The sequence below is a fragment of the Sinomonas sp. genome, from assembly GCF_036848755.1.
Taxonomy (GTDB): Bacteria; Actinomycetota; Actinomycetes; order Actinomycetales; family Micrococcaceae; genus Sinomonas.
The window spans coordinates 1-20,558 of the sequence record NZ_DAIUJO010000070.1 but is presented as its reverse complement, the minus strand read 5'-3'; the positions used below and the strand labels follow the sequence as shown (position 1 = coordinate 20,558).

The window sequence follows — 20,558 nt, the reverse complement described above, 5'->3', positions numbered from 1 at the left end:
GATTCGACCACCCGACGGAGGGGGCCTCGGAGGGGGCCCCCGAGACGGCCTCCGATGCACCCGAGGACGACGCCGACTCGCTGAACGAGGGGAAGGCTGCGGGAAAGCCCGAGGACGACCCGTCCGACAGCGGCTCCGGGCACAAAGGAACGGACGACGATGGCGGGACGGACGACGACGGCGGGGAGCCGCGAGCGGGCGCCTGAGGCTCGGCGAGACCGCCCCGGCTACTCGCAAAGGCCGACTTGGCTAGTCGACGTCCTCGACGATCGTCCCGAAGGGAATGCGGTCGTCGACGAGCGCCTGCAGCGCGTGGGGCTCGTTCGCGACGATCCTGACCCCGTGCAGCCCGTCGGCTGCAGACTGGAGCAGGACCGGTCGGACGGTCTCGACGAAGTCGTTGCTGCGGCCCTCGAGATACTTCGCGTACCCGGCTGGAAGCTGGCTCATGGCCCAGATTCTAGGCGGGGGGACCCTCCGGCGTAAGGCCTCGCGAGGCCGCGAACGAGACGCCGGAGAGGAACGCCTTAGCCTCCGCCGTCCGCGGATAGCGCTCGACGAGGGACCAGAATTTGGGGTTGTGCCCCGCGACGAGAAGATGAGCGAGCTCGTGCACAAGCACGTAGTCGACGACCCACTGCGGCATTCCCTGGAGTTGATGCGAGAGGCGGATGCTCCGCTCCCCCGGCGTGCACGAGCCCCAACGAGTCGACTGGTTCGTCACCCATCGCACCGTCTCGGGCCGCGCCCGGCCGTCGAGGAAGAGCTCCGAGAGCTCGGCCGCGCGGGCCACGAGTTCCTGATCGCTGCGAGGGCCTCCTCGACCTGAGCGGTCCCGCTCAAGGCGGTCCACCATCCGTTCGACCCATGCCTTCTCCTCGGCCTTCGTGAATCGCGCGGGAATGGCGACGACGGCGGTTCCGCCCTCCCAGAACGCGCTCACGGTCTTGCGGCGACGCGCCGAGCGACGCACCTCGACGGGCGGCGGGGAGCCGTTGGAGCTCCCCAGCGGCTGGGGGACCTCAGGCGCCACGGAGCAGCTCCAACACCGCGTCGCCGTACCGGTCGAGCTTCGCCTTGCCTACGCCTGCGACCTTGGCGAGATCCTCCAGGCTCCCCGGTCTCGCCTCGGCAATGGCCGTGAGCGTCGCATCCGTGAACACGACGAACGCCGGCACGTCCGCCTCCCGAGCCTGCTCAAGGCGCCAAGCGCGCAGCGACTCGAACGTGGCCTCGTCATACGACGGCGGACAGTCGGCACAGCGTCCCACCTTGCGTTCGGCGCCTGATTCGAGCACGCCGCCACACACTCGGCAGACGGCCGGCCCGCGGGACTCGCGCCGACGGCGAGCCGAGGCGCCGCCTGCAGCCGCCGTCGTCGTGCGCATGCTCCCCGGCCGCAGGCCGTCCAGGAAGCGCGACGGGCGTCGATGTGCCCGGCCGCCCGGGGTTCGCGAGAGCGACCAGGAAAGATGGAGGAACTCGCGCGCCCTCGTGATCCCCACGTAGAGCAGGCGCCGCTCCTCGTCCACGGTGACAGGGGTATCGGCGAATGAGATCGGGACCAGCCCTTCGCTCAGTCCCACGAGGAAGACGGCGTCCCACTCGAGGCCCTTGGCAGCGTGCAACGAGGCGAGCGTGACGCCCTGCACGGCAGGCGCGTGCTGGGCAGCGGACCGCTCGTGCAGCTCGATCACGAACTCGGCAAGGCCGAACGATTCGCCGCGGCTCGCCGAGAGCTCGTCCGCGAGCGAGACGAGCGCCGAGAGCGACTCCCAACGCTCCCGCGTCGCCCCGCTGCCGGAAGGCGCGGTCTCGGCATAGCCGAGCGATGAGAGCACGTCACGGACGCCTTGGCCGAGGGGGACGCCCGTCGGCTGAGTCCTTGCCGCGCCTCGGAGCTGGAGGAGCGCGTCGCGGACCTCCCGGCGGTTGAAGAACCGCTCGCCTCCGCGGAGCTGGTAGCCGATCCCGCCCGCGGTGAGCGCTTGCTCGAACGCCTCGGACTGTCCGTTCGTGCGGAACAGGACAGCGATGTCCTTCGGTTCCGTGCCTGCCGCGACCAGGTGGCCGATGCGTTGGGCGACCGCGGTTGCCTCGGCCTCGTCGTCGGCGCACTCGGCAAACTCCGGCTGCGGCCCCGACGGTCGCTGGGCCACGAGCTGGAGCGGCTCGGCCCACAGCCGGTCCGCCGCCGGTCCGCCACTGCGGCGCGCTCCCAGAAGGCTGTTGGCGAGGGCCACGACCTGGGGCGTGGATCGGTAGTCGCGCACGAGTTTCACGACCGTTGCGTCGGGGAATCGCTGACCGAATTCGAGGAGATGGGCGGACGTTGCGCCGGTGAAGGAATAGATGGTCTGGCTCGCGTCCCCGACCACGCAGAGTTCCTCGCGGCCCCCGAGCCACAGGTCGAGAAGCCGCTGCTGCAGGGGTGACACATCCTGGTACTCGTCGACCACGAAATGCCGGTACTGCTCACGGACCTCCGCCGCGACCTTCGGATCCTCCTGCAGAATCCCGACAGTGATGAGGAGGACGTCTTCGAAGTCGATCAGATTCCTGTCGATCTTGACATCCTCGTAGGCCTGGAACAGGCGCGCCACCGTCGCCGGCGGCAGGCCCCCAGGCTCACCTCGGCCGTTCGCCCCCTGCAGGTAGGTGGACGGCGTGAGCATTGAGACCTTTGCCCATTCGAGCTCCGACGCGAGGTCGCGGATCGCGGCACGGTCCACGGTGATGCGGAGTCGCCGGGCCGCCTCCGCGATCGCCTGCGCCTTGTGCTCGAGCAGGCCGGGGAGCTGCCCCCCTACCGCATGGGGCCAGAAGTACTGGAGCTGGCGCAGCGCGGCGGCGTGAAACGTGCGTGCCTGAACTCCACCGACGCCCAGGTCGCGCAGGCGGCTCCGCATCTCTGCAGCAGCACGCGAGGTGAAGGTCACGGCGAGCAGGCGCTGTGGCTGGTAGACGCCCGCGTGGACGCCGTAGGCAATTCTGTGCGTGATCGCACGCGTCTTGCCCGTGCCCGCGCCTGCGAGGACGCAGAGGGATCCCTGAAGCGTTGTGGCGACCGTGCGCTGCTCGTCGTCGAGGCCGCCGAGAAGGCGATCCTCGAGGGACTGGGCCTCCGTCGTCATGCTCTGGCCTGCTCGGGGTCCCGATCCTCGATCGGGCCCCCGTACCAGTGCTCGATCAGGGCACGCGAGATCGACGCGCGCGTCGGGAGGGTGACCTCGCCGGCCGCAACGGCAGCACGAAGTTCCTCGCGCTCGAACCAGCGTGCCCGGACGACCTCCTCTCCATCCGGCCTCGCCACGGTATCCTCCGTCCGGGCAGTGAAGCCGAGCATGAGGGATGCAGGGAACGGCCACGGCTGGGAACCGAGGTACTGGCACGCGGAGACCCGGACGCCCACCTCTTCCGCGATCTCGCGGACGACGGCCTGCTCGAGGGACTCCCCCGGTTCGACGAAGCCGGCAAGGGTCGAGAACATGGTGGACCGCATGCGAGCGCCGCGACCCAAGAGCACCCGCTCGTCGGGCCCCACGACAGTGACGATGATGGCCGGGTCCGTCCGCGGGAAGTGCTCGGAGCCGTCTTCCGTGCAGACACGCACCCACCCGCTCGTGACCACTTCCGTGGGCGCTCCGCAGCGCGGACACCGCGGATGGGTCACGTGCCAGTTGGCGATCGCGTTCGCTTCGAGCAGGAGGCCGGCCTCGAAGGGATGCATGGCGGCGCCGACCTCTCGAAAGCCCGACCATTGCGTGGCCTGAGGGAGCAGGCCCGCGCCCTCCGTCGCTGGTTCGGACATGACGCCCGCGATCGGTTCGATGGGCTCGGGCAGCACGACGAGGACGACGTCAGCGCCCCTCTCGAGCGCTGTTTCTCCATCGTCCCCGAGCCGCGCCTCATCGGGCACGCGGCCCAAGTACACCACGAGTCCCTCGAGCCACTCCGCCGGGAGCTCGGCTGCCGGAAGAAGGACCAGCCTCTCCCCCTCCATCGCGGCACGATGCTGCGCGAGCAGCAGCGCAAGAGTCCCCTGCTCGCGCACGATCGAGCCGAGGAAGGCCGGGTCGCCGCGATCCTCGCTCCGTCGGTCGAGGGCGGCGGGCAGGACCGGCAGAAGCGCAGACGAGAGGGCTCCAGCCACCGGGCCCTCACCGTTCGCCCTGCTCCCGCCGTAGGGACCGCGGGAGGTGGGATCGACGGAAGCGGCGGAGCCTGAGGTGGAGTTCGAGCTCGAACGGGGGGAGGCGGAGCCTGAGGTCATAGTCCTACCGTACTGAGCCTCACGGACAGTCGCATGCCGCTCATGGCCTCATGTGGACGAAACGGACACGTGACACGCCGCTCGGGGCCGTGATCCGCCCGCCTGCGCGGGCTACCGTAAACAGGGTGAGACGTACCCCCATGGAGCTGGCTGCCCTCGCGACCGCTGCTGTGCCAGGCCTCGAGCCCGTGGCGGTCGGCCCGTCGCCAGATGACGCGACGGACTTCGATTCGGCCCTTATCGAAGGCGCGGACCGCCGGCGCTGGCGTGTCCGTTCCCCGCGCGGCGCCGAGGCGAGCGCACGCCTCGAGACCGAGATGCTCGTCCTGCGGGCGTTCGGCCCCGCCGTCCGTGCCGAGCTGCCCTTCCAGATGCCGGCCATTGCGGGAACGGTCCGTATGGGCGAACTCACGACGTGCGTCTACACCCACCTTGCCGGGACCGTCCGGGAACTCGGAGAGCTGGCCGCCGGCGGCCCCCGACTCGTCAGCGACCTCGGGGCAGCGCTCGCAGCAATCCACGCGCTCCCCGCCGAGCTCGTCGACCGGGCCGACCTCCCGGCCTACACAGCGAACGAGTTCCGCCAGCGCCGGCTCAACGAGCTCGACCAAGCGGCGACGACCGGGAAGATCCCGCCCGTGCTCCTGCGCCGGTGGGAGAACGCACTCGAAGACGTGAGCATGTGGCGGTTCAATCCGACGGTCGTCCACGGAGACCTCCACGAGGACAATCTCCTGGTTGACGACGGCCGCGTGACGGCCGTAACCGGGTGGACCGACCTCCGGGTGGGCGACCCGGCCGACGATCTCGCCTGGCTCGTAGCCTCGAACGAGCCGGACTTCGTGGACGCAGTTGTCGCCGCATACCACGAGGCGCGCAAGGAACCCGTCGATCCGCATCTCCTGCGCCGCGCGGCGCTGGCCGCAGAGTTCGCCCTCGCCCAGTACCTCGTGAAGGCCCTCATGCTCCACGACTCTCAAGCTGCGGCCGACGGCGAGGATATGCTCCGTCAGCTCGCGGCCGACATCGAGGAACAGGAGGCCGAGGATCGCGCCGCTGAGTCCTCGGCGGAGACGGCCGGGGCTTCGACGGGGGAACCCTCCCGAGCAGCGGAACCCGAAGCCGTCACCTCCGCCGTGCCCATCGTCCTGCCTCCATCGGTTGAGCCTTCGCATGAGCCGCATGCCGAGCCCGAGCCGCTCACCGACGCCCTCCCCGTGGTGGACCCCGCGGACCTTGGAGACAGCGGAACCGAGGTCAGGTCAGAACCGACGCGATGAGCCGCTCGAGCTCCTGCTCGCTCGCGAGCTTCTGGGGGCGTACCACCCGGCCGTCGGCCAGATAGAAGAACGCGGCGTTCACCCGGTCGAGGGGGACGCCCTGCAGCCGGGACCACGCGAGCCGATAGACGGCCAGCTGTACCGCTCGGGCCTCGGCCTCCCGACCGGCGGGCGCCCGTCCGGTCTTCCAGTCGACGAGCTCCCACGAACCGTCCGCGTCGCGGAAGACCGCGTCGACGCGGCCACGGACGACGACCGGCCCCACCCGCGTTTCGATCGGGACTTCGACGAAGGTGGGGCTCCGATGGGCCCATTCGGAGGCGCGGAAGACGTCGACGAGTGACTGCAGATCATATGCCTCGTCGACGAACTCGTCTGCGTGATCGAGCCCTTCGAGGTCGAGCATGGCGCTCTGCGCGAAGTACTCCTCGACCCATGCGTGGAAGGCCGTGCCGCGGCGGGCGGCCATCCCAGGCCGACGGGGCACGGGTCGGCGAAGCTGGCGGACGACGGCGTCGGGGTCTTCGCCCAGCGCTACAAGTGATGACGCCGAGAGGTGCTCGGGAAGGCGGACCCCGTCGTCGTCGGCTTCTCGCTCCCCCTCGGCGAGGACGAGCTCCGCCTCCCGCAGCCAACGACGCGCGCGCGGTGTCATCCCGTAGGCCGCAGCGGCGTCTTCGCCTGGAGCGTCAGCGCGGGCAGTGTGGAGGGCGGCAAGCACGGCGCCCGCGGCTCGTTCGAGGGGTTCGCGCCGGCCAGGTGAGAGCCTCCGTCGCGTCCCGGTCGCGACGTCGAGCGGACCTTCGAGCGGGTCGTACGGCCAGACGGCGACCTCGGGCTCGGCATGGAGCGGGTTCTCTTCAGGTAGATCACTCTCCTCAGCCCAGGCAACGACTTCGAACCCGTAGTCTGCAGAAGCCTCGCGGAGTTCCGTCAGGAACACGGACGGTCCCGAGGGCTTCGTCCGGCTCGCCGACCAGGCCGACCCCGTGACCACGAGAAGCTCCTTAGCCCGCGTGAAGGCGACGTACGCAAGTCTCCGTTCCTCGCGCTCGGCGTGCTCGCTCGCGTCCTCCGCGAAGGCCTTCTCGGCCTCGAGGCACCCTTTCAAGTCCGGATGGTCCGCGTCCCATTGGGGAAGCTCATGCCGGTCGCCCCGCAACGGCCACGGCAGGGCCTCTGCCCCGCTCGTCCAGCGGTCGTTCCCACCGCTCGGAAACGCGCCGTGGTTGAGGCCGGCCACTGCCACCGCGTCCCATTCGAGACCTTTGGAGGCGTGCACGGTCAGAAGCTGGATCGCGCCCGGAACCGGCTCGCTCGGGGCCATGTCCAGCCCCGACTCCTCCTGGGCTGCCGCGTCGAGCCATGCGAGGAACGCGAGCAGTTCCGAGGAGGTCGACTGGGCGAGGAACGAGGCCGCCGCTTCCTGGAAGGCATCGAGGTTGCGCCGGGCCTGGTGAAGGGAGACCCCCGGGCGGGCCGCAAGCTCGATGTCGAGCAGGAGCGACCGCTCAACCTGAGCGATGAGCGTCCCGAGATCGTCAGACGTCAGCGTCCGAAGCGTCCGGAGCTCGTCGCGGAGCCGAGTGAGCCGCTTGAGCCCTTCCGCGCTGAGGGAGCGCCCTGCACCAGAAACCCAATCCTCCCGGGGCAGACGATCGATGGCCTCGACGAGGCTGGCGGCATCGGCGAGGTCGCCCTCAACGAGCGCTTCCTCGACCGTGCCCGGCGCGTCAAGCTCCTGGTCTGCGGGACGTGCCGCGCGCGCCCGCCGGGCCGCAAGGTGCCGCGACCAATCGGCGAGGGCCATGAGATCTGCCGGACCGACCCGCCACCGGGCGCCGGCGAGAAGTCGCATGAGCGCGTCGGACCGACCCGGATCGGCGATGACGCGCAGGGTACTGACCACGTCGATCACCTCCGGCGTGTCGAGCAGTCCGCCCAGACCGACGACTTCGTAGGAGACCCCGCGGCGCTCCAGCTCGCGCTGGATCGGGCCGAACTGAGCGCGCTTCCTGCAGAGGACGGCCATCGTCGGGAGAGTCTGCGCCCGCGCTGGCGCCTCTGCATACGTCGCCGCGAAGGCTGCGAGCTGTTCTGCGACGGCTGCCGCCTCCTCGAGCTCGTCGCGGAAGCGCGCCACCACCACCCGTCCCGGGGTGGCGACTGGGCTCGGATCAAGGCTCCGCACCTCGGCGCGGGCCGCCTTCGGCGCGTACGGGACAGTCCCGCGAAGCGGCCCAGCGGCAAGGTTGGCCGTGGCGAGCACCGAGACGCTGTTACGCCACGCCGTCGTCAGGTGGCTGATCGCAGCCCGCCTCCGCTGCCCATCGCGCAAGACCTCGGGGAAGGTCTCGGGGAATGCCGCGAGTTGGCCGGCGGAGGCGCCGCGGAAGCCGTAGATCGACTGATTCGGGTCGCCAACGGCCATGACCGCATGCCCGTTCCCGAAGAGCTTCGAGAAGAGCACGGTCTGCGCGTGTGAGGTGTCCTGGAACTCGTCGAGGAGCACTGTGCGGTACCGATCGCGCAGGAGGGCCCCCGCCTCGGGGACGTCCCGGGCGATCCGTGCCGCGAGGGCCACCAGGTCACCGTAGTCGAGGGCGCCCCGCCGCCGCTTCGCTTCGGCGAAGCGCACCACGAGGTCGGCGACTGCCGCGCGCGACCGCAGCGTCGAGACGAGCTTGGCCGCTGCCGCGCCGGGTCCGCGACCGCTCCCGGAGCAAGCGAGTGGGAGGCTCGCGAGGCGGGAAGCCTCCTCGGCGAGCCACGCCGCGACCTCCTCGGCCTCCTGCAGGTGCTCGGCGCATTCTGAGGCGAGCTTCATGACCGCGCCCACGAGAGTGCTCTTCGCGGGGAAGCCTTCCCAGATCTCGCCGTCGTATCCTTCCACGACACTCGCTGCGAGCTGCCAAGACTGCGCGGTCCCCAGCAGCACGGCGTCCCGTTCGATTCCGATTCGCAGGCCATGGTCTTGCACCACGGTATTGGCGAACGAATGGTAGGTCGACACGGTCGGGTCCATCGCCTCGGAGTCAAGCGCCTCCGGTGCCAGCTCAAGGCCATGGTGCCGGGCGGCGCGGGCAAGCTTGGCCAGGTGTGCGCGGACCCGAGCAGACAGTTCGCCGGCTGCCTTCCTGGTGAAGGTGACGCCGAGGATCTCGTCGGGCCGGACGAGACCGTTCGCGACGAGCCACACGACCCGATCCGCCATCGTGGCGGTCTTCCCGGATCCCGCCCCGGCGACGACGAGTCTCGGCGTCAACGGCGATGAGATGATCTGGGCCTGCTGCTCGGTCGGCCGATGCTGGCCCAGAAGGTCCGCGAGTTCCTCCGGAGAGAACCGCGGCTCCGTGCTGTCGGAACCTTGGACCGGCTCCGCAGCGCCCGGGAGCTCATCGAGGTCGATGGTCATTCCGTCACCTGCCTTCCCCGCGAACACAGCGGACAGATCTCCGGGAGTCTGCATCCGACGCCGCGTCCGGCCCCGGGCTCATGGCGTGCCTCAAAGGTCGCGCCGGACATCGCCTCCGCCGCTCGCTCGATGAGCTCGACCGCCCAGCCCGGCTCGGCGAGCGGAGGCTGCTGCTGGATCGAGACCGCCTTGGCTGCGTCCCCCAGCTGTACGAGTTCCGCGCCGCCCGTCTCCCCCTCGGTTCCCTCCCCGAAGGCGCCGGCGGCCACGGCGACCTGGTAGGTGGCGAGCTGCGCATGCCGCGGAACGTCGGCCGTGCGGGGCTTGCTCCGTCCTGTCTTGAGGTCGACGACGACGAGCCGCCCTTCCTCATCGCGCTCAAGCCGGTCCACTTGGCCGCGAATCACGGTGCGCTCAGCCACAGAGGAGCCGCTGAGCCGCGCCAGCGGGGCTTCGAAGTCGGCCTCGATGCCGACGAGTTCGCGCTCTGTCGAACGCACGTACTGCGCGAGCTTGGTCAGCATCGCGGTGGCCCGCTCGTGCTCTCGGCGTCCCTCCCAGGTCGCGGGTTGACCGAGGGTGGGCCAGCGGCGCTCAAGATCGGCAACGTAGTCCTCGGCTGTCCCGTTGGGTCTCTCTTGGGCGATCGAGTGTACGAGAGTGCCCAGACTGCGAGCGAAATCGGTGGCAGCCTCGCCACCCGCGGCCGAGATGAACCAGTCCAGCGGATTCTTGGTCGCCGTCTCCACCTTGGACGGGGAGACGTGGATGGGCTGATCCTGAGGGACGACCGGCGCGCTGCTCGTGAGCGGGGCGAGCCCATACCAGTCTTCAGGATGCGCCCCGGCGGCCCCCGCCAGCACGAGCCTCGCGAGGAGTTCGGCGGCTGGTTGGGCGTCCCGGCCGCCAGCCTCGGCGGCCTGCCGGAGCTCGGCGACAAGCGGCCGCAACCCGAGGGTGCGGGGGACGTCCGTGCAGGGTCGCAGCGTGACCCCGTCCGGGAGTGGGTCGACGAGGTCCAGGAAGGGTGACGGGACCTCGTCCTCGGACCGCACGCCCGTGCAGACGAGCCTCTCGGAGGCCCTCGAGACCGCGGCCGAGAACATGCGCAACTCGTCGTACCGGATGTCGCGGAGTCGCGTGCGCGGCGTCACGAGCATCGCATCGAGCGGCCCCACCTCGAGGCAGTCTGTGAAGGTCGCGCTCCCGAGCAGCTCCCCGCGGAGGCGGTTGTTGGGCCACACGCCGTCCTGCAGACCCGCCACCATCACGAACCGCCACTCCCGGCCAGCAGCGCTGGCGGGCGTAAGGAGCTCGACGGCATCCTCCGCCTGGGCTCTCGGAGCGAGCGTGTCCATGGGGATCTCTTGCTCGACGAGGTAGTCGAGGAACTGGGCGGGCGAGGCGCCGGGCAGTCGATCGACGTACCGCTCTGCCGTGTGGAAGAGCGCCATGAGCGCGTCCAGGTCCCTGTCGGCGCGCAGGCCGACCGGGCCACCGGCGAGAGCGAGGCTGTACCAGCGCTGGGAAAGCCCCGCGGCGTCCCAGAGCGCCCACAGCACGGTCTCCGCCGTCGCTCCTGCCTCCGCCGCCGCGGCACGTCCCCGCTCGAGCATGCGCGCTATCCGGCGCGCAGCCTGCCCCTCCACTCCGAGCTCGGCGAGGGCCCCCGGCGCCTCGAGCGCTTCGACGAGGAGTGCATCGCTCGCACGGCCGCCGCCTGCCGAAAGCTCGAGCTGACGCAGTGATTGGCGCAGGCGGCGCAGCTCGAGGGCGGATGCTCCGCCGATCCGGGACCCTAGGAGCTCGACGGCGGCCTCTGCGGTGAGCGCCGTGGGGTCCAAGACCACTCGGTAGGCAGTCAGGAGGGGCCGGACAGCTGCCTCGTCCCGCACGGCGGTTTCGGCGACCGGAACCTTCACCGGGATCCCCTGGGTGGCGAGGAATCGCTGTACTTGGGCCATCTTTGCGCCGGATCGCACCAAGACCGCCATGTCTCCGTAGCCAACCCCACCGAGCAGCCGCGCGTCCTGGATCCGGTGGGCGAGGTAGCGAAGCTCGTGGAGGGGAGAGGGCATGATGTGGGCCTCGACGGCGCTCGCGGGTTCAAGGAGCGATGCGTGGTCGAGCCGCCGGGCCGCCCTGCCTCCGGGGACGGCGGAGATGCGGGCAGCAACGTTCTGCCAGGCTTCCGCGACGGCGGGAGTCAGCCGATGAGAGGTAGTGAGCCCGACTTCTGTGACCCCTCCCAGAAGGTCTCGCAGCTTCGGCACGAGATCCGGCCGCGCCCCCCGAAAGCCCTGCACGACGACGTCGGGCGCCGCGGCAGCGATGACGTCCCGCCCGCTGCCGAGGACCGCAAGGAGTTCGAGCACAGCCGGGTTCGACTCCTGCACGTCATCGATGACGAGCAGGGAGAGCCGCTTGCGTTCGGCCTCGAGCAGCTCAGGATCGTCGAGAAGGATCTGTCGCGCGGACGTGATGATTCCGGCTGGATCGAAGGCTTCGGGCATTCGGAGCTCGAGCACGTCCCGGTACTCGCGGTAGAGTTCCGCCGCTGCCTCCCACTCGGGACGCTTGAGTCGCCGCCCGAGTTCGGCGAGCTCCTGCGCCGTCGTGCCGTACTCGGTGACCCGGTCGAACAGCTCTCGGACCTCCTGCCGGAAGCCGCGGGTTGCGAGGGCGCCCTGCACGGACTTGGGCCACCGGGGACCTCGGCCCATGGCGCGGTGCCCCTCGAGCAGCTCCTTCACAACAAGGTCCTGCTCCGCGCCCGAAAGCAGACGCGGGGTCCGAGGCAGCCACTCGAGGCGACCCTCGGCCCGCGCGCGTCGGATCAGGTCGAACGCGTAGGACTGCCAGGTGCGCGCGGGGGGCGCGCTGAGGCTCCGGTTGAGCCGCGCGGTGAACCCGTCGCGCAGACGCGCGGACGCAGCGCGCGTCGGCGCGAGCAGGAGGACCTGGGCGGGATCGACGCCGTCCCTTTCGACGCGGAGCGCGGCGGCCTCGACAAGGACACGGCTCTTGCCCGTGCCCGGTGCTCCCCACACGAGGACCGGTCCGGAGCCGTGCCTGAGGTCGAGCACGGCGTGCTGGTCCTCGGAGGGGGACCAGACGCGAGATCCGGCCGGGTTCAGAGGCGGAAGCAGGCGCAACGTCATGGGAGGAGTCCACCATCGGGGTCCGACATTCTTGGGGGTTCGCGATGCAGGCGCTGCCACAGCGCTTCGGCGACTGCATCCACTGAGTCGAGCTCGCCGTCGTCCGGCGCCCACCGCGCGCGCTGCATGTCCACACGCCAGTTCCCGTGCCCGGGAGTGCCTCGGAGCGGCGTGGATTCCTCGACATAATGGCCGAGCGCTTCGACCTCGTGCCCCTCGGGCGCGGCGCCGCTCGCCTTGATGATGCGCCACCACGCGACCTGGCTGCCGAAATGGGACATGACACTTCCCACCTGACGCGGGCCGCCGGCCCCCAGGAGTTCCGCCACGTCTCCATAGGCCAGCACGGAGCCGGCCGGAACGAGTTCGACGACGGCGAGCACCGCCTCCACAAACTCGTCCCGCATGGTCCCCAGCCTAGGTGCTCGGCGTGCCTGATCCGGGAATGTCGGACCACCCCGTTAGCGTGTGGGACATGACGTGGAAGACCAGATCGCGTGCCGCTTTCGACCTCGAGACGACGGGTCGCAACGCCCGCGCGGCACGTATCGTCACGGCCAGCATCGTCGTGCTCGGCCCCGATGGGGCGGTTCAATCCGCGCACGAGTGGCTCGCGGACCCTGGCGTGGAAATCCCCGCGGAGGCATCCCAAGTGCATGGCGTCACGACGGAGCGTGCGCGGGCTGAAGGCCGTCCTGCCGCCGAGGTCGTCGCAGAGATCTCCGCGGTGCTCCAGAAGCTGTTCGACGACGAGGTCCCCGTCGTCGCGTTCAACGCTGTCTACGACTTCACTGTCATGGCCGCCGAGTGTGCGCGCCACGGACTGCCGCAGCTAACCCGCTTCCCGGTCCTCGATCCGTACGTCATCAACAAGCAGGTCGAGCGTTTCCGCAAAGGCAAGCGGACGCTCGGTGCGCTGTGTGAACAGTACGGAGTGGTGCTCGACGACGCGCACACCTCGGCCGCAGACGCGCTCGCCGCGGTCCAGCTGCTCGATGCGATGGCCGTCAGGTTCCCCGAGCTGGACAAGCCGGCCACGGCTCTCCATCGGAGCCAGGTGGACTGGTCGCTCGCGCAGGCCGCGGACTTTCAGGCCTACCTTCGGCGGACGAAGCCGGCCGCGGTCGTCGAGGGCGATTGGCCCGTCCTCGCGCCCGTCGACGCGACGCGGAGCGGGTTCTGAGCCGCGAGCTTCGCCGGAGGATGTTGCAGACCGAGCCGCAGTTGTGCGAGCTCTGAGACAGATCTCACATCCCTATTTCACGACAGAACGTGGCGGCGGGGCTGGCTTCTATTCAGCAGGCCGAGGCAGGGAGCTGCCCGAGTCGAGGCGCCGACCCCCTATGGCCGAAGATTGTTCGAGGAAGGGGGCCTGCTCTAGAAATAAGTTCCGAAAAAGAATGTTTCACAGCCTCCGCACATAATGGTGTGCAGCCCCCAACGCGCCTGTGGCCGTGCTATACACGGCCGTTTCCGCGCGTCCTGCATTCCCAAATGAAAGCGAAGGCCCATGAAGTTCAAGGCCCCCAAGTGGCTCGCGGCCGCCCCCATGGCCGCAGTGCTTGCCCTGACCCTCGCCGCTTGCGGCGGCGCGACGAGCGCGTCCAGCTCGCCCACGGACGCCCTCAAGGGCTCGGACCAGCAGTCCACCGACAAGTACACGACCGCCTCGGTGACCCCGCTCGACAAGATCGATACGTCGAAGCTCGGCCTCATCACTCCCGGCGTGATCAAGGTCGGCACCCTCTCGGACGCCCCGCCGAACATCTACATCGACGACAAGGGCAACTTCACGGGCTACGACAACGAACTCCTCAAGGCCATGGCCGCCAAGCTCGGGCTCAAGGTCGAGTTCGCCTCGACGAAGTTCCAGAGCCTGCTCGCCCAGGTCGCGAACAAGCAGTTCGATATGGGTTCATCCTCGATCTCCACGACGGACGCGCGCCGCCAGACCGTCAGCTTCACGAACGGCTACGACTTCGGCTACATGGCGATCGTCACGAAGCAGGGCGCCTCGGTCAAGACCTTCGACGACCTCAAGCAGGGCGTGCGCATCGGCGTCGTCCAGGGCACGGTGCAGGACGACTTCGTGACCAACACCCTCAAGCTCGACCCGGTCCGCTTCCCCGACTACAACACGGTGTACGCGAACGTGAAGAGCGGCCAGATCGACGCCTGGGTGGCTCCCTCACAGCAGGCCGAGGGCGCGGTGAAGCCCGGTGACGGCACGACCATCGCCCAGAAGAAGGTCAACACCCAGAACTTCACGGCCTACGCGGTGGCGAAGGGCAACCAGGCCCTCACCGATGCGCTCAACTCGGCGCTCGACGCGGTGATCGCCGACGGTACGTGGTCGAAGCTCACGGCCCAGTGGTACCCGGACCGCCCCACCCTCAAGGAGCAGACTCCTGACGGCTGGAAGCCGGGCAGCAAGGCCGTCCAGGTCCCAGCGGCCAAGTAGAGGACGGGCGCCACATGGATCTGTCCAAGCTCGGCGAGACCTTCTTCGACTGGAAGGTCATCGGCGACGTCCTGCCCGCGATGTTCACGGTGGGCCTGTTGAACACGCTCGTGCTCGCAGTCGTGTCCGCGGCCATCGGCTGCTTCATCGGCATGGTGCTCGCGCTGATGGGCATCTCGCGCAATCCTGTGGCGCGGTGGGCCGCCCGGGTGTACACGGACGTCTTCCGTGGACTCCCGGCGGTTCTCACCATCCTCGCGATCGGCTTGGGCTTCGGCCCGATCTTCCGCCAGCTCACCGGGATCACGAGCCCGTATCCCATGGGAATAGCTGCGTTGTCCCTCATGTCCTCGGCGTACATCGGCGAGATCTTCCGCTCCGGGATCCAGAGCGTCGACAAGGGCCAGCTTGAGGCCTCCCGGGCCCTCGGCTTCGGCTACGGCCCCTCCATGCGGATGATCGTGGTGCCTCAGGGCGTCCGCCGCGTGCTGCCTGCCCTCGTGAACCAGCTCATTGCGCTCATCAAGGACTCATCGCTCGTCTTCACTCTCGGGCTGACCTCCGGCGAACGCGAGCTCTTCCAGATAGGCCAGGACACTGCGGCCAACACGGGGAACCTGTCCCCGTACGTGGCTGCCGCCCTGTTCTATCTCGCAATGACCATTCCGTTGACGCACTTCGTGAACTGGTTCGACCGCCGTCTGCGGACTGGGAAGGCGCAGAAGGCCGAGCCGGACGAACTCGCTGCGCCGATCGGCAAGGGGGCTGCACGTGTCTGAGACCCACTTCGCATCCGGCTCCCTCGAGGCAAAGGGCGTTCACCTCTCGTTCGGATCGAACCACGTCCTCCGCGGAATCGACCTCCGCGTCGAGAAGGGCCGCACCGCCTCCGTGATCGGGCCGTCGGGATCCGGCAAGTCGACTCTCCTTCGCGTGATGAACCGGCTCATCGAGCCCGACCAGGGAGACATCCTGCTCGACGGCAGGTCGGTGCTCAAGGACAACCCGGACGAACTGCGCCGGCGTATCGGCATGGTGTTCCAGCAGTTCAACCTGTTCCCGCACAAGACCGTGGTGGAGAACGTCGCCTTCGCCCTCCGCAGACTCCGCAGGCTGCCGAAGGATCAGGCGCGGGCCGAGGCTTTGGATCAGCTCGACCTCGTGGGCCTCAAGCACAAGGCAGACGCGCGGCCCGGCAATCTCTCGGGAGGCCAGCAACAGCGGGTGGCGATCGCCCGCGCGCTCGCCATGAGGCCCGAGGTCATGTTCTTCGATGAGGCCACCTCGGCGCTCGATCCCGAACTGGTCAAAGGCGTCCTGGCGCTCATGGCCGATCTCGCGCAGGGGGGCATGACGATGGTCGTGGTCACGCATGAGATGGGCTTCTCACGGAACGTCTCCGACACGGTGACGTTCATGGACCGCGGGGTCGTCGTCGAGACCGGGGCACCCGAGCAGATCTTCGGCTCGCCCCGGACGGACCGCCTCCAGCGCTTCCTGAGCGACGTTCTCTGACATCCATGGTCCAGGCCCGCGACGGAGCCGCGACCTCGGCGCGCTCGGCCTCCCGTCGCACGGACGACGGCGGCACTCACGTGAGTGCCGCCGTCGTCCGCCCCCACGCGCTCGCCCCGGCTACAGCGGAAGGCCTCCACTGCCCTTCAGGTCACGCATGACGATCGTCGACGTGAGCTTCGCCAGACCGGGCAGCGCTGCCAGCCGCTCGTCGTAGAGCCTCTGGTAGCCGGGGAGGTCCTCGGCGACACATTTCAGGAGGTAGTCGGGGTCGCCGAACAGCCGGTAGGCCTCGACGACCTGCGGCTCTGCGACCACGGCCTCCTCGAACGACCGGATGGCGTCCCGCGACGTCTCACGGAGCGTCGCGAACACCATGGTTCCGAAACCGAGGCCGACTTTCGCGGGGTCGACCTCAGCACGGTAGCCGCGGATGACGCCGCTCGACTCGAGATCCTTGAGCCGGCGGTGGCACGGCGCCAGGGTAAGGCCGACCTCGGAGGCCAAGGCGGTGGCGGTCATTCGACCGTCCTCTTGGAGGTATCGCAAGATACTCCGGTCGATTGCGTCGATCATGAGAAGAATCTACTCCAAGGCTCAGAGGTTTGAGCGAGAAGAGGTGAGCACCTCTCAAACCAAAATCCCTAGTCTTGCGGTATGGATTCCACCGCGCTCCTCGGCTTCGCCGCCGTCTCCCTCACCTTGGCGCTCACGCCTGGCGCGGACTGGGCCTACACGATCGCCGCGGGGATCCGCGGAGGGTCTCCCGCGCCATCCGTCGCCGGCCTCTGCACGGGCTACCTCGGGCTCACGGCGGTCGTCGCGACGGGTCTCGGGGTACTTCTGGCGGGAAGGCCGTCGCTCGTCGCGTGGCTCTCGGTCGCTGGGGCGCTGTACCTCCTCTGGCTCGGGATGACGACGGCGCGCGGCTGGCGGGCGGCCGGATACCAGGCGGATCCAGCGGCCCTCCCAGGACGCAGCGGGGCACTCGGTGACTTCCTCCGAGGCGCCGGGACCAGTGGAATCAATCCCAAGGCCCTCCTGCTCTACATGGCCGTCATGCCTCAATTCGTCCGCAGCGGGACGTCCCTGCCGGTGCCGCTCCAAACGGCAGTGCTCGGGCTCACCCACGTGACGATCACCGTCGTCGTCTATGCCCTGGTGGCTGTGGCCGCGCGGCGCCTCCTGCGGGCCGCGCCGCGCCGCGCCCAACTCGTCACGCTCGCGAGCGGGATCATCATGCTCGGAATCGGCGCCGTCCTGCTCGCGGAGCAGCTGCCTGTGCTCGCGCGCGCCGTGTGAGGTCAGTTCGCCGTGAGCGAGGGGTCCGACTGGGCCTGTGATGAGCGGTGGAGGTCGGCTTCCGCGGGCGCAGGTTTCGCGGCAGCCGCAGCCTTGGCAGCGGCCGGCAGGGCGTCGAAGATGCGCTGCATCGCGGCGGCGTCGTGTGCGGCCGAGAGGAACCACGCCTCGAAGACGCTCGGCGGCAGGTACACGCCCGAATCGAGCATCGAGTGGAAGAACGGCCCATAACGGTAGGCCTCCTGGGCCTGCGCGTCGGCGTAATTGTGCACGCCGCGCTCGGAGGTGCCGAACGCTACGGAGAACAGGTTCCCGGCACGCTGGATCGAGTGGTCCACGCCCTCGGCCGACAGAGCCTCCGAGAGCGCCCCAGAGAGCTCAGCCGAGCGGGCGTCGATGTGCGCGTAGACGTCGTCGGTTGCGAGCGAGAGGGTCGCGATACCGGCTGCCATGGCCACCGGGTTCCCCGAAAGAGTACCCGCCTGGTACACGGGGCCGAGCGGCGCGAGGTAGTCCATGACCTCCGCTCGCCCGCCGAGGGCAGCAACGGGCATCCCCCCGCCGATCACCTTGCCGAACGTGAACAGGTCGGGCGCCCAGCCCTCGGTCTGGCCAGTGAGCCCCCAATAGCCTGCGGGGCCGACCCGGAAGCCCGTGAGCACCTCGTCGACGATGAAGAGGGCGCCGTGCTCCTCGGTGATCCGACGAAGTCCCGCGTTGAAACCCTCTCCCGGCGTCACGACACCCATGTTCGCGGGCGCTGATTCAGTGATCACGGCGGCGATGCGCGCGCCGTGCTCCGCGAACGCGGCCTCGACGGCCGCCAGATCGTTGTAGGGCAGGACGAGCGTCTCGGCCGCGGTTGCGGCCGTGACTCCCGCCGAACCCGGGAGTGCGAGAGTGGCGACGCCGGAGCCCGCCGACGCGAGCAGTCCGTCGACGTGCCCGTGATAGCAGCCGGCGAACTTCACGACGAGGTCCCGGCGAGTGAAGCCGCGGGCGAGACGGATCGCCGTCATGGTCGCCTCGGTGCCGGTCGAGACCATCCGGAGCCGTTCGACCGCCGGTACTCGCCCGATGACGAGCTCCGCGAGCGCCGCTTCGTCGGGGGTCGACGCGCCGAACGAGAGGCCGCGGTCGACCGCCGCGTGCACCGCGGCGAGGACCTCCGGGACGGCGTGGCCCAACAGGGCAGGGCCCCACGAGCAGACCAGGTCTGCGTACTCGCGCCCGTCGGCATCCGTCACGTAGGCGCCGTTCGCGGACACGATGAAGCGCGGCGTCCCGCCGACGGAACCGAAGGCTCGGACGGGAGAGTTCACCCCTCCCGGCATGAGCGAGCGGGCGCGGCTGTAGAGGTCCTCGGAGGTGGTCATAGGCCTCATTCTTCCCTATTCACCGGATCGGGGCTGCGCCGCCCGCCCCTTCCCGCCCGGTTGTGATTTCCCAATCGGTCCGGAGCTCGGCGCGGCGGCGACGACACGGAGTAAACCGGCCGAGAAACGGGCTGGAGCGCGAAAGGGGGCGAGGCCTACGCAAGCATGTCGGCAACGAGGGGCGCCACCTTGGTCCCCAAGAGCTCGATGCTCTTCATCATCGCGCTGTGGGGCAGAGTCCCGTTCGAGTACTTGAGGTCGAACCGCTCGGTCCCCAGGACGCGATGCGTCGCAGCGATCTTCCGTGCAACGGTGTCCGGAGAACCCACGTACAGCGCACCGGAACGGGAGGCCTGGGCATTGAACTCGGTACGGCTGCCGGGGCCCCAACCGCGCTCCACGCCGAGTCGGTTGCGCATCGCGAGCCAATGGGGAAACAGTTCCTCCCGGGCTTGTTCGTCACTGTCCGCCACGTGCCCCGGCGAATGCGTGGCGAGCTGTGTGTACGGCTTGCCGAACTTCTCGAGGGACCGCTTGTAGAGGTCGACGAACGGCGCAAAGCGGGCGGGCTCGCCGCCGATGATCGCAAAGCTCACCGGATAGCCATAGTGGGCCGCGCGCACCACGGACTGCGGCGTGCCGCCGACGCCGATCCAGGTGTCGAGGAGCCCCTCCTCGAGATGCGGGTATGCCGTGAGCCCTCGGATCGGCCCGCGGGTGCGGCCCTCCCAGTGGACAGGCTTCTGGGACCGCACCCGGTCGAAGAGCTCGAGCTTCTCCTCGAAGAGCACCTCGTAGTCCTCGAGGTCGAAGCCGAAGAGCGGGAAGGACTCGATGAACGAGCCCCGCCCGAGGATGACCTCCGCGCGGCCGCGCGAAATGGCGTCGAGCGTCGAGAAGCGCTGGAACACCCGGACTGGATCGTCGGAGGAGAGCACGGTGACGGCCGAGGCGAGGCGGATCTTTCCGGTTTCGGCTGCGATTGCGGCGAGGAGCACCTCGGGCGCCGAGACGGCGAAGTCCTTGCGGTGGTGCTCGCCGACGCCGAAGGCGTGGAGGCCGACTTGGTCTGCGAGCTTCCCCTCCTCGACGACCTCGCGGATCACCTGAGCGTGGGGCTTCGGCTCTCCCTCGGGCCCCAGGCCCACATCGCCGAACGTGTTGACGCCGAGGAGGACGGAGGACGACCATTCGCTATTTCCATGCATATGCATGTAAACCGCCTCCTCGGCAGGATCATTCCCGGACCCGCCGACCGGACCGGACTACCCTTCGCGCAGCCAGCGGGCGATCTCGGGCGCCCAGTACGTCAAGACCATGTTGGCACCCGCGCGACGGATGCCGAGCACGGATTCGAGGATCGATGCCTTGCGATCGATCCAGCCGTTCGCGGCGGCCGCCTCGATCATCGCGTATTCGCCCGAGATCTGGTACGCCGCGACCGGAACGGGGCTCATCGACGCCACGTCGGCGAGAACATCGAGATAGCTCATCGCGGGCTTGACCATGATCATGTCCGCGCCCTCCTCGAGATCGAGCTCGACCTCGAGAATCGCCTCGCGCCGGTTGGCGGCGTCCATCTGGTAGGTCCGGCGATCGCCCTTGAGCTGCGAATCCACAGCCTCACGGAACGGTCCGTAGAACGCCGAAGCGTACTTCGCCGCGTACGCAACGATCGAGACGTCCTGGTGCCCGGCGTCGTCGAGCGCTTGCCGGATGACGCCGACCTGGCCGTCCATCATCCCGCTGGGGCCGAGAACATGCGCGCCTGCCTC

At 69.2% G+C, this 20,558-nt stretch carries 17 protein-coding genes and 1 pseudogene; 7 read left to right on the top strand and 11 right to left on the bottom strand.

The genetic code is table 11. The annotated features are described in order from the left end of the window. Window positions 1-206 (top strand): hypothetical protein (locus V7053_RS12220; protein ID WP_443022613.1); only part of this gene is annotated, 206 nt, incomplete at its 5' end. 43 nt (window positions 207-249) lie between these two features. Here the strand turns inward: V7053_RS12220 and V7053_RS12215 are convergent. From V7053_RS12215 to nudC, 4 genes are read right to left on the bottom strand one after another with little or no spacing between them, the layout of a single operon-like run. Then, window positions 250-450, bottom strand: a complete 201-nt coding sequence (locus V7053_RS12215; RefSeq protein ID WP_334172547.1) for a hypothetical protein — start codon at window positions 448-450, stop codon at window positions 250-252. Window positions 451-460: 10 nt separating this feature from the next. Then, the gene (locus V7053_RS12210; protein WP_334172546.1) at window positions 461-1,033 is read right to left on the bottom strand and encodes a M48 metallopeptidase family protein; all 573 of its coding nucleotides are present in this window, start codon (window positions 1,031-1,033) and stop codon (window positions 461-463) included. After that, complete coding sequence (locus tag V7053_RS12205) at window positions 1,023-3,134, bottom strand: ATP-dependent DNA helicase UvrD2 (protein WP_334172545.1); 2,112 nt, start codon at window positions 3,132-3,134, stop codon at window positions 1,023-1,025. The genes V7053_RS12210 and V7053_RS12205 overlap by 11 nt, the downstream gene beginning before the upstream one ends. After that, window positions 3,131-4,273: an NAD(+) diphosphatase gene (nudC, locus tag V7053_RS12200; RefSeq protein WP_334172544.1), complete on the bottom strand. Its 1,143-nt coding sequence runs from the start codon at window positions 4,271-4,273 to the stop codon at window positions 3,131-3,133. Before nudC ends, V7053_RS12205 begins: the two co-directional genes overlap by 4 nt. Before the next feature lie 125 nt (window positions 4,274-4,398). Here nudC and V7053_RS12195 point away from each other — a divergent pair, with 125 nt between their 5' ends. Further along, window positions 4,399-5,553 carry a phosphotransferase gene (locus V7053_RS12195; protein WP_334172543.1) on the top strand — a complete coding sequence of 385 codons (1,155 nt, stop codon included), beginning with the start codon at window positions 4,399-4,401 and terminating at the stop codon, window positions 5,551-5,553. Here V7053_RS12195 and V7053_RS12190 read toward each other — a convergent pair. From V7053_RS12190 to V7053_RS12180, 3 genes are read right to left on the bottom strand one after another with little or no spacing between them, the layout of a single operon-like run. After that, the gene (locus V7053_RS12190; protein WP_334172542.1) at window positions 5,531-8,968 is read right to left on the bottom strand and encodes an ATP-dependent DNA helicase; all 3,438 of its coding nucleotides are present in this window, start codon (window positions 8,966-8,968) and stop codon (window positions 5,531-5,533) included. The two genes, V7053_RS12195 and V7053_RS12190, sit on opposite strands and share 23 nt — an antisense overlap. Beyond that, window positions 8,965-12,129, bottom strand: coding sequence for an ATP-dependent helicase (locus V7053_RS12185; protein ID WP_334172541.1), 3,165 nt, complete (start codon window positions 12,127-12,129; stop codon window positions 8,965-8,967). The genes V7053_RS12190 and V7053_RS12185 overlap by 4 nt, the downstream gene beginning before the upstream one ends. Continuing rightward, window positions 12,126-12,536 (bottom strand): MGMT family protein, encoded by a 411-nt coding sequence (locus V7053_RS12180; protein ID WP_334172540.1) that lies wholly within the window; start codon window positions 12,534-12,536, stop codon window positions 12,126-12,128. The genes V7053_RS12185 and V7053_RS12180 overlap by 4 nt, the downstream gene beginning before the upstream one ends. Before the next feature lie 68 nt (window positions 12,537-12,604). On the opposite strand from V7053_RS12180, the gene V7053_RS12175 reads away from it, so the two are divergent. The 4 genes from V7053_RS12175 to V7053_RS12160 all read left to right on the top strand — a co-directional run bounded on the left by V7053_RS12175 (window position 12,605) and on the right by V7053_RS12160 (window position 16,105). Continuing rightward, window positions 12,605-13,312, top strand: a complete 708-nt coding sequence (locus tag V7053_RS12175) for a 3'-5' exonuclease (protein ID WP_334172539.1) — start codon at window positions 12,605-12,607, stop codon at window positions 13,310-13,312. A 327-nt stretch (window positions 13,313-13,639) separates the two neighbouring features. Then, a complete protein-coding gene (locus V7053_RS12170; protein ID WP_334172538.1) occupies window positions 13,640-14,590 on the top strand; it encodes an ABC transporter substrate-binding protein in 951 nt (316 codons plus the stop codon). A gap of 14 nt (window positions 14,591-14,604) precedes the next feature. Next, the gene (locus tag V7053_RS12165; protein WP_334172537.1) at window positions 14,605-15,369 is read left to right on the top strand and encodes an amino acid ABC transporter permease; all 765 of its coding nucleotides are present in this window, start codon (window positions 14,605-14,607) and stop codon (window positions 15,367-15,369) included. Continuing rightward, a complete protein-coding gene (locus tag V7053_RS12160) occupies window positions 15,362-16,105 on the top strand; it encodes an amino acid ABC transporter ATP-binding protein (RefSeq protein WP_334172536.1) in 744 nt (247 codons plus the stop codon). The genes V7053_RS12165 and V7053_RS12160 overlap by 8 nt, the downstream gene beginning before the upstream one ends. Window positions 16,106-16,225: 120 nt before the next feature. Here the strand turns inward: V7053_RS12160 and V7053_RS12155 are convergent, their stop codons facing one another. Continuing rightward, on the bottom strand, window positions 16,226-16,681 hold the full coding sequence (locus tag V7053_RS12155; protein WP_334172535.1) for an Lrp/AsnC family transcriptional regulator: 456 nt from the start codon (window positions 16,679-16,681) through the stop codon (window positions 16,226-16,228). A gap of 81 nt (window positions 16,682-16,762) precedes the next feature. Here V7053_RS12155 and V7053_RS12150 point away from each other — a divergent pair, with 81 nt between their 5' ends. Then, window positions 16,763-17,407, top strand: coding sequence for a LysE family translocator (locus V7053_RS12150; RefSeq protein WP_334172534.1), 645 nt, complete (start codon window positions 16,763-16,765; stop codon window positions 17,405-17,407). 2 nt (window positions 17,408-17,409) lie between these two features. Here the strand turns inward: V7053_RS12150 and hemL are convergent, their stop codons facing one another. From hemL to V7053_RS12135, 3 genes and pseudogenes are all read right to left on the bottom strand, one after another. After that, entirely contained in the window at window positions 17,410-18,783 is a 1,374-nt protein-coding gene (gene hemL, locus V7053_RS12145) for a glutamate-1-semialdehyde 2,1-aminomutase (RefSeq protein WP_443022612.1), read from the bottom strand. 155 nt (window positions 18,784-18,938) lie between these two features. Beyond that, window positions 18,939-19,997 carry an LLM class flavin-dependent oxidoreductase gene (locus V7053_RS12140; protein WP_334172533.1) on the bottom strand — a complete coding sequence of 353 codons (1,059 nt, stop codon included), beginning with the start codon at window positions 19,995-19,997 and terminating at the stop codon, window positions 18,939-18,941. 51 nt (window positions 19,998-20,048) lie between these two features. Continuing rightward, window positions 20,049-20,558, bottom strand: a pseudogene (locus tag V7053_RS12135) (porphobilinogen synthase); the annotation flags it as partial.

Bases quoted from the DNA above. Each gene is read 5' to 3' on its own strand.
- V7053_RS12215 (WP_334172547.1), bottom strand. From the start codon at position 450: ATGAGCCAGCTTCCAGCCGGGTACGCGAAGTATCTCGAGGGCCGCAGC.
- V7053_RS12205 (WP_334172545.1), bottom strand. From the start codon at position 3,134: ATGACGACGGAGGCCCAGTCCCTCGAGGATCGCCTTCTCGGCGGCCTC.
- nudC (WP_334172544.1), bottom strand. From the start codon at position 4,273: ATGACCTCAGGCTCCGCCTCCCCCCGTTCGAGCTCGAACTCCACCTCA.
- V7053_RS12190 (WP_334172542.1), bottom strand. From the start codon at position 8,968: ATGACCATCGACCTCGATGAGCTCCCGGGCGCTGCGGAGCCGGTCCAA.
- V7053_RS12185 (WP_334172541.1), bottom strand. From the start codon at position 12,129: ATGACGTTGCGCCTGCTTCCGCCTCTGAACCCGGCCGGATCTCGCGTC.
- V7053_RS12180 (WP_334172540.1), bottom strand. From the start codon at position 12,536: ATGCGGGACGAGTTTGTGGAGGCGGTGCTCGCCGTCGTCGAACTCGTT.
- V7053_RS12175 (WP_334172539.1), top strand. From the start codon at position 12,605: ATGACGTGGAAGACCAGATCGCGTGCCGCTTTCGACCTCGAGACGACG.
- V7053_RS12170 (WP_334172538.1), top strand. From the start codon at position 13,640: ATGAAGTTCAAGGCCCCCAAGTGGCTCGCGGCCGCCCCCATGGCCGCA.
- V7053_RS12165 (WP_334172537.1), top strand. From the start codon at position 14,605: ATGGATCTGTCCAAGCTCGGCGAGACCTTCTTCGACTGGAAGGTCATC.
- V7053_RS12155 (WP_334172535.1), bottom strand. From the start codon at position 16,681: ATGATCGACGCAATCGACCGGAGTATCTTGCGATACCTCCAAGAGGAC.
- V7053_RS12150 (WP_334172534.1), top strand. From the start codon at position 16,763: ATGGATTCCACCGCGCTCCTCGGCTTCGCCGCCGTCTCCCTCACCTTG.
- hemL (WP_443022612.1), bottom strand. From the start codon at position 18,783: ATGACCACCTCCGAGGACCTCTACAGCCGCGCCCGCTCGCTCATGCCG.
- V7053_RS12140 (WP_334172533.1), bottom strand. From the start codon at position 19,997: ATGCATATGCATGGAAATAGCGAATGGTCGTCCTCCGTCCTCCTCGGC.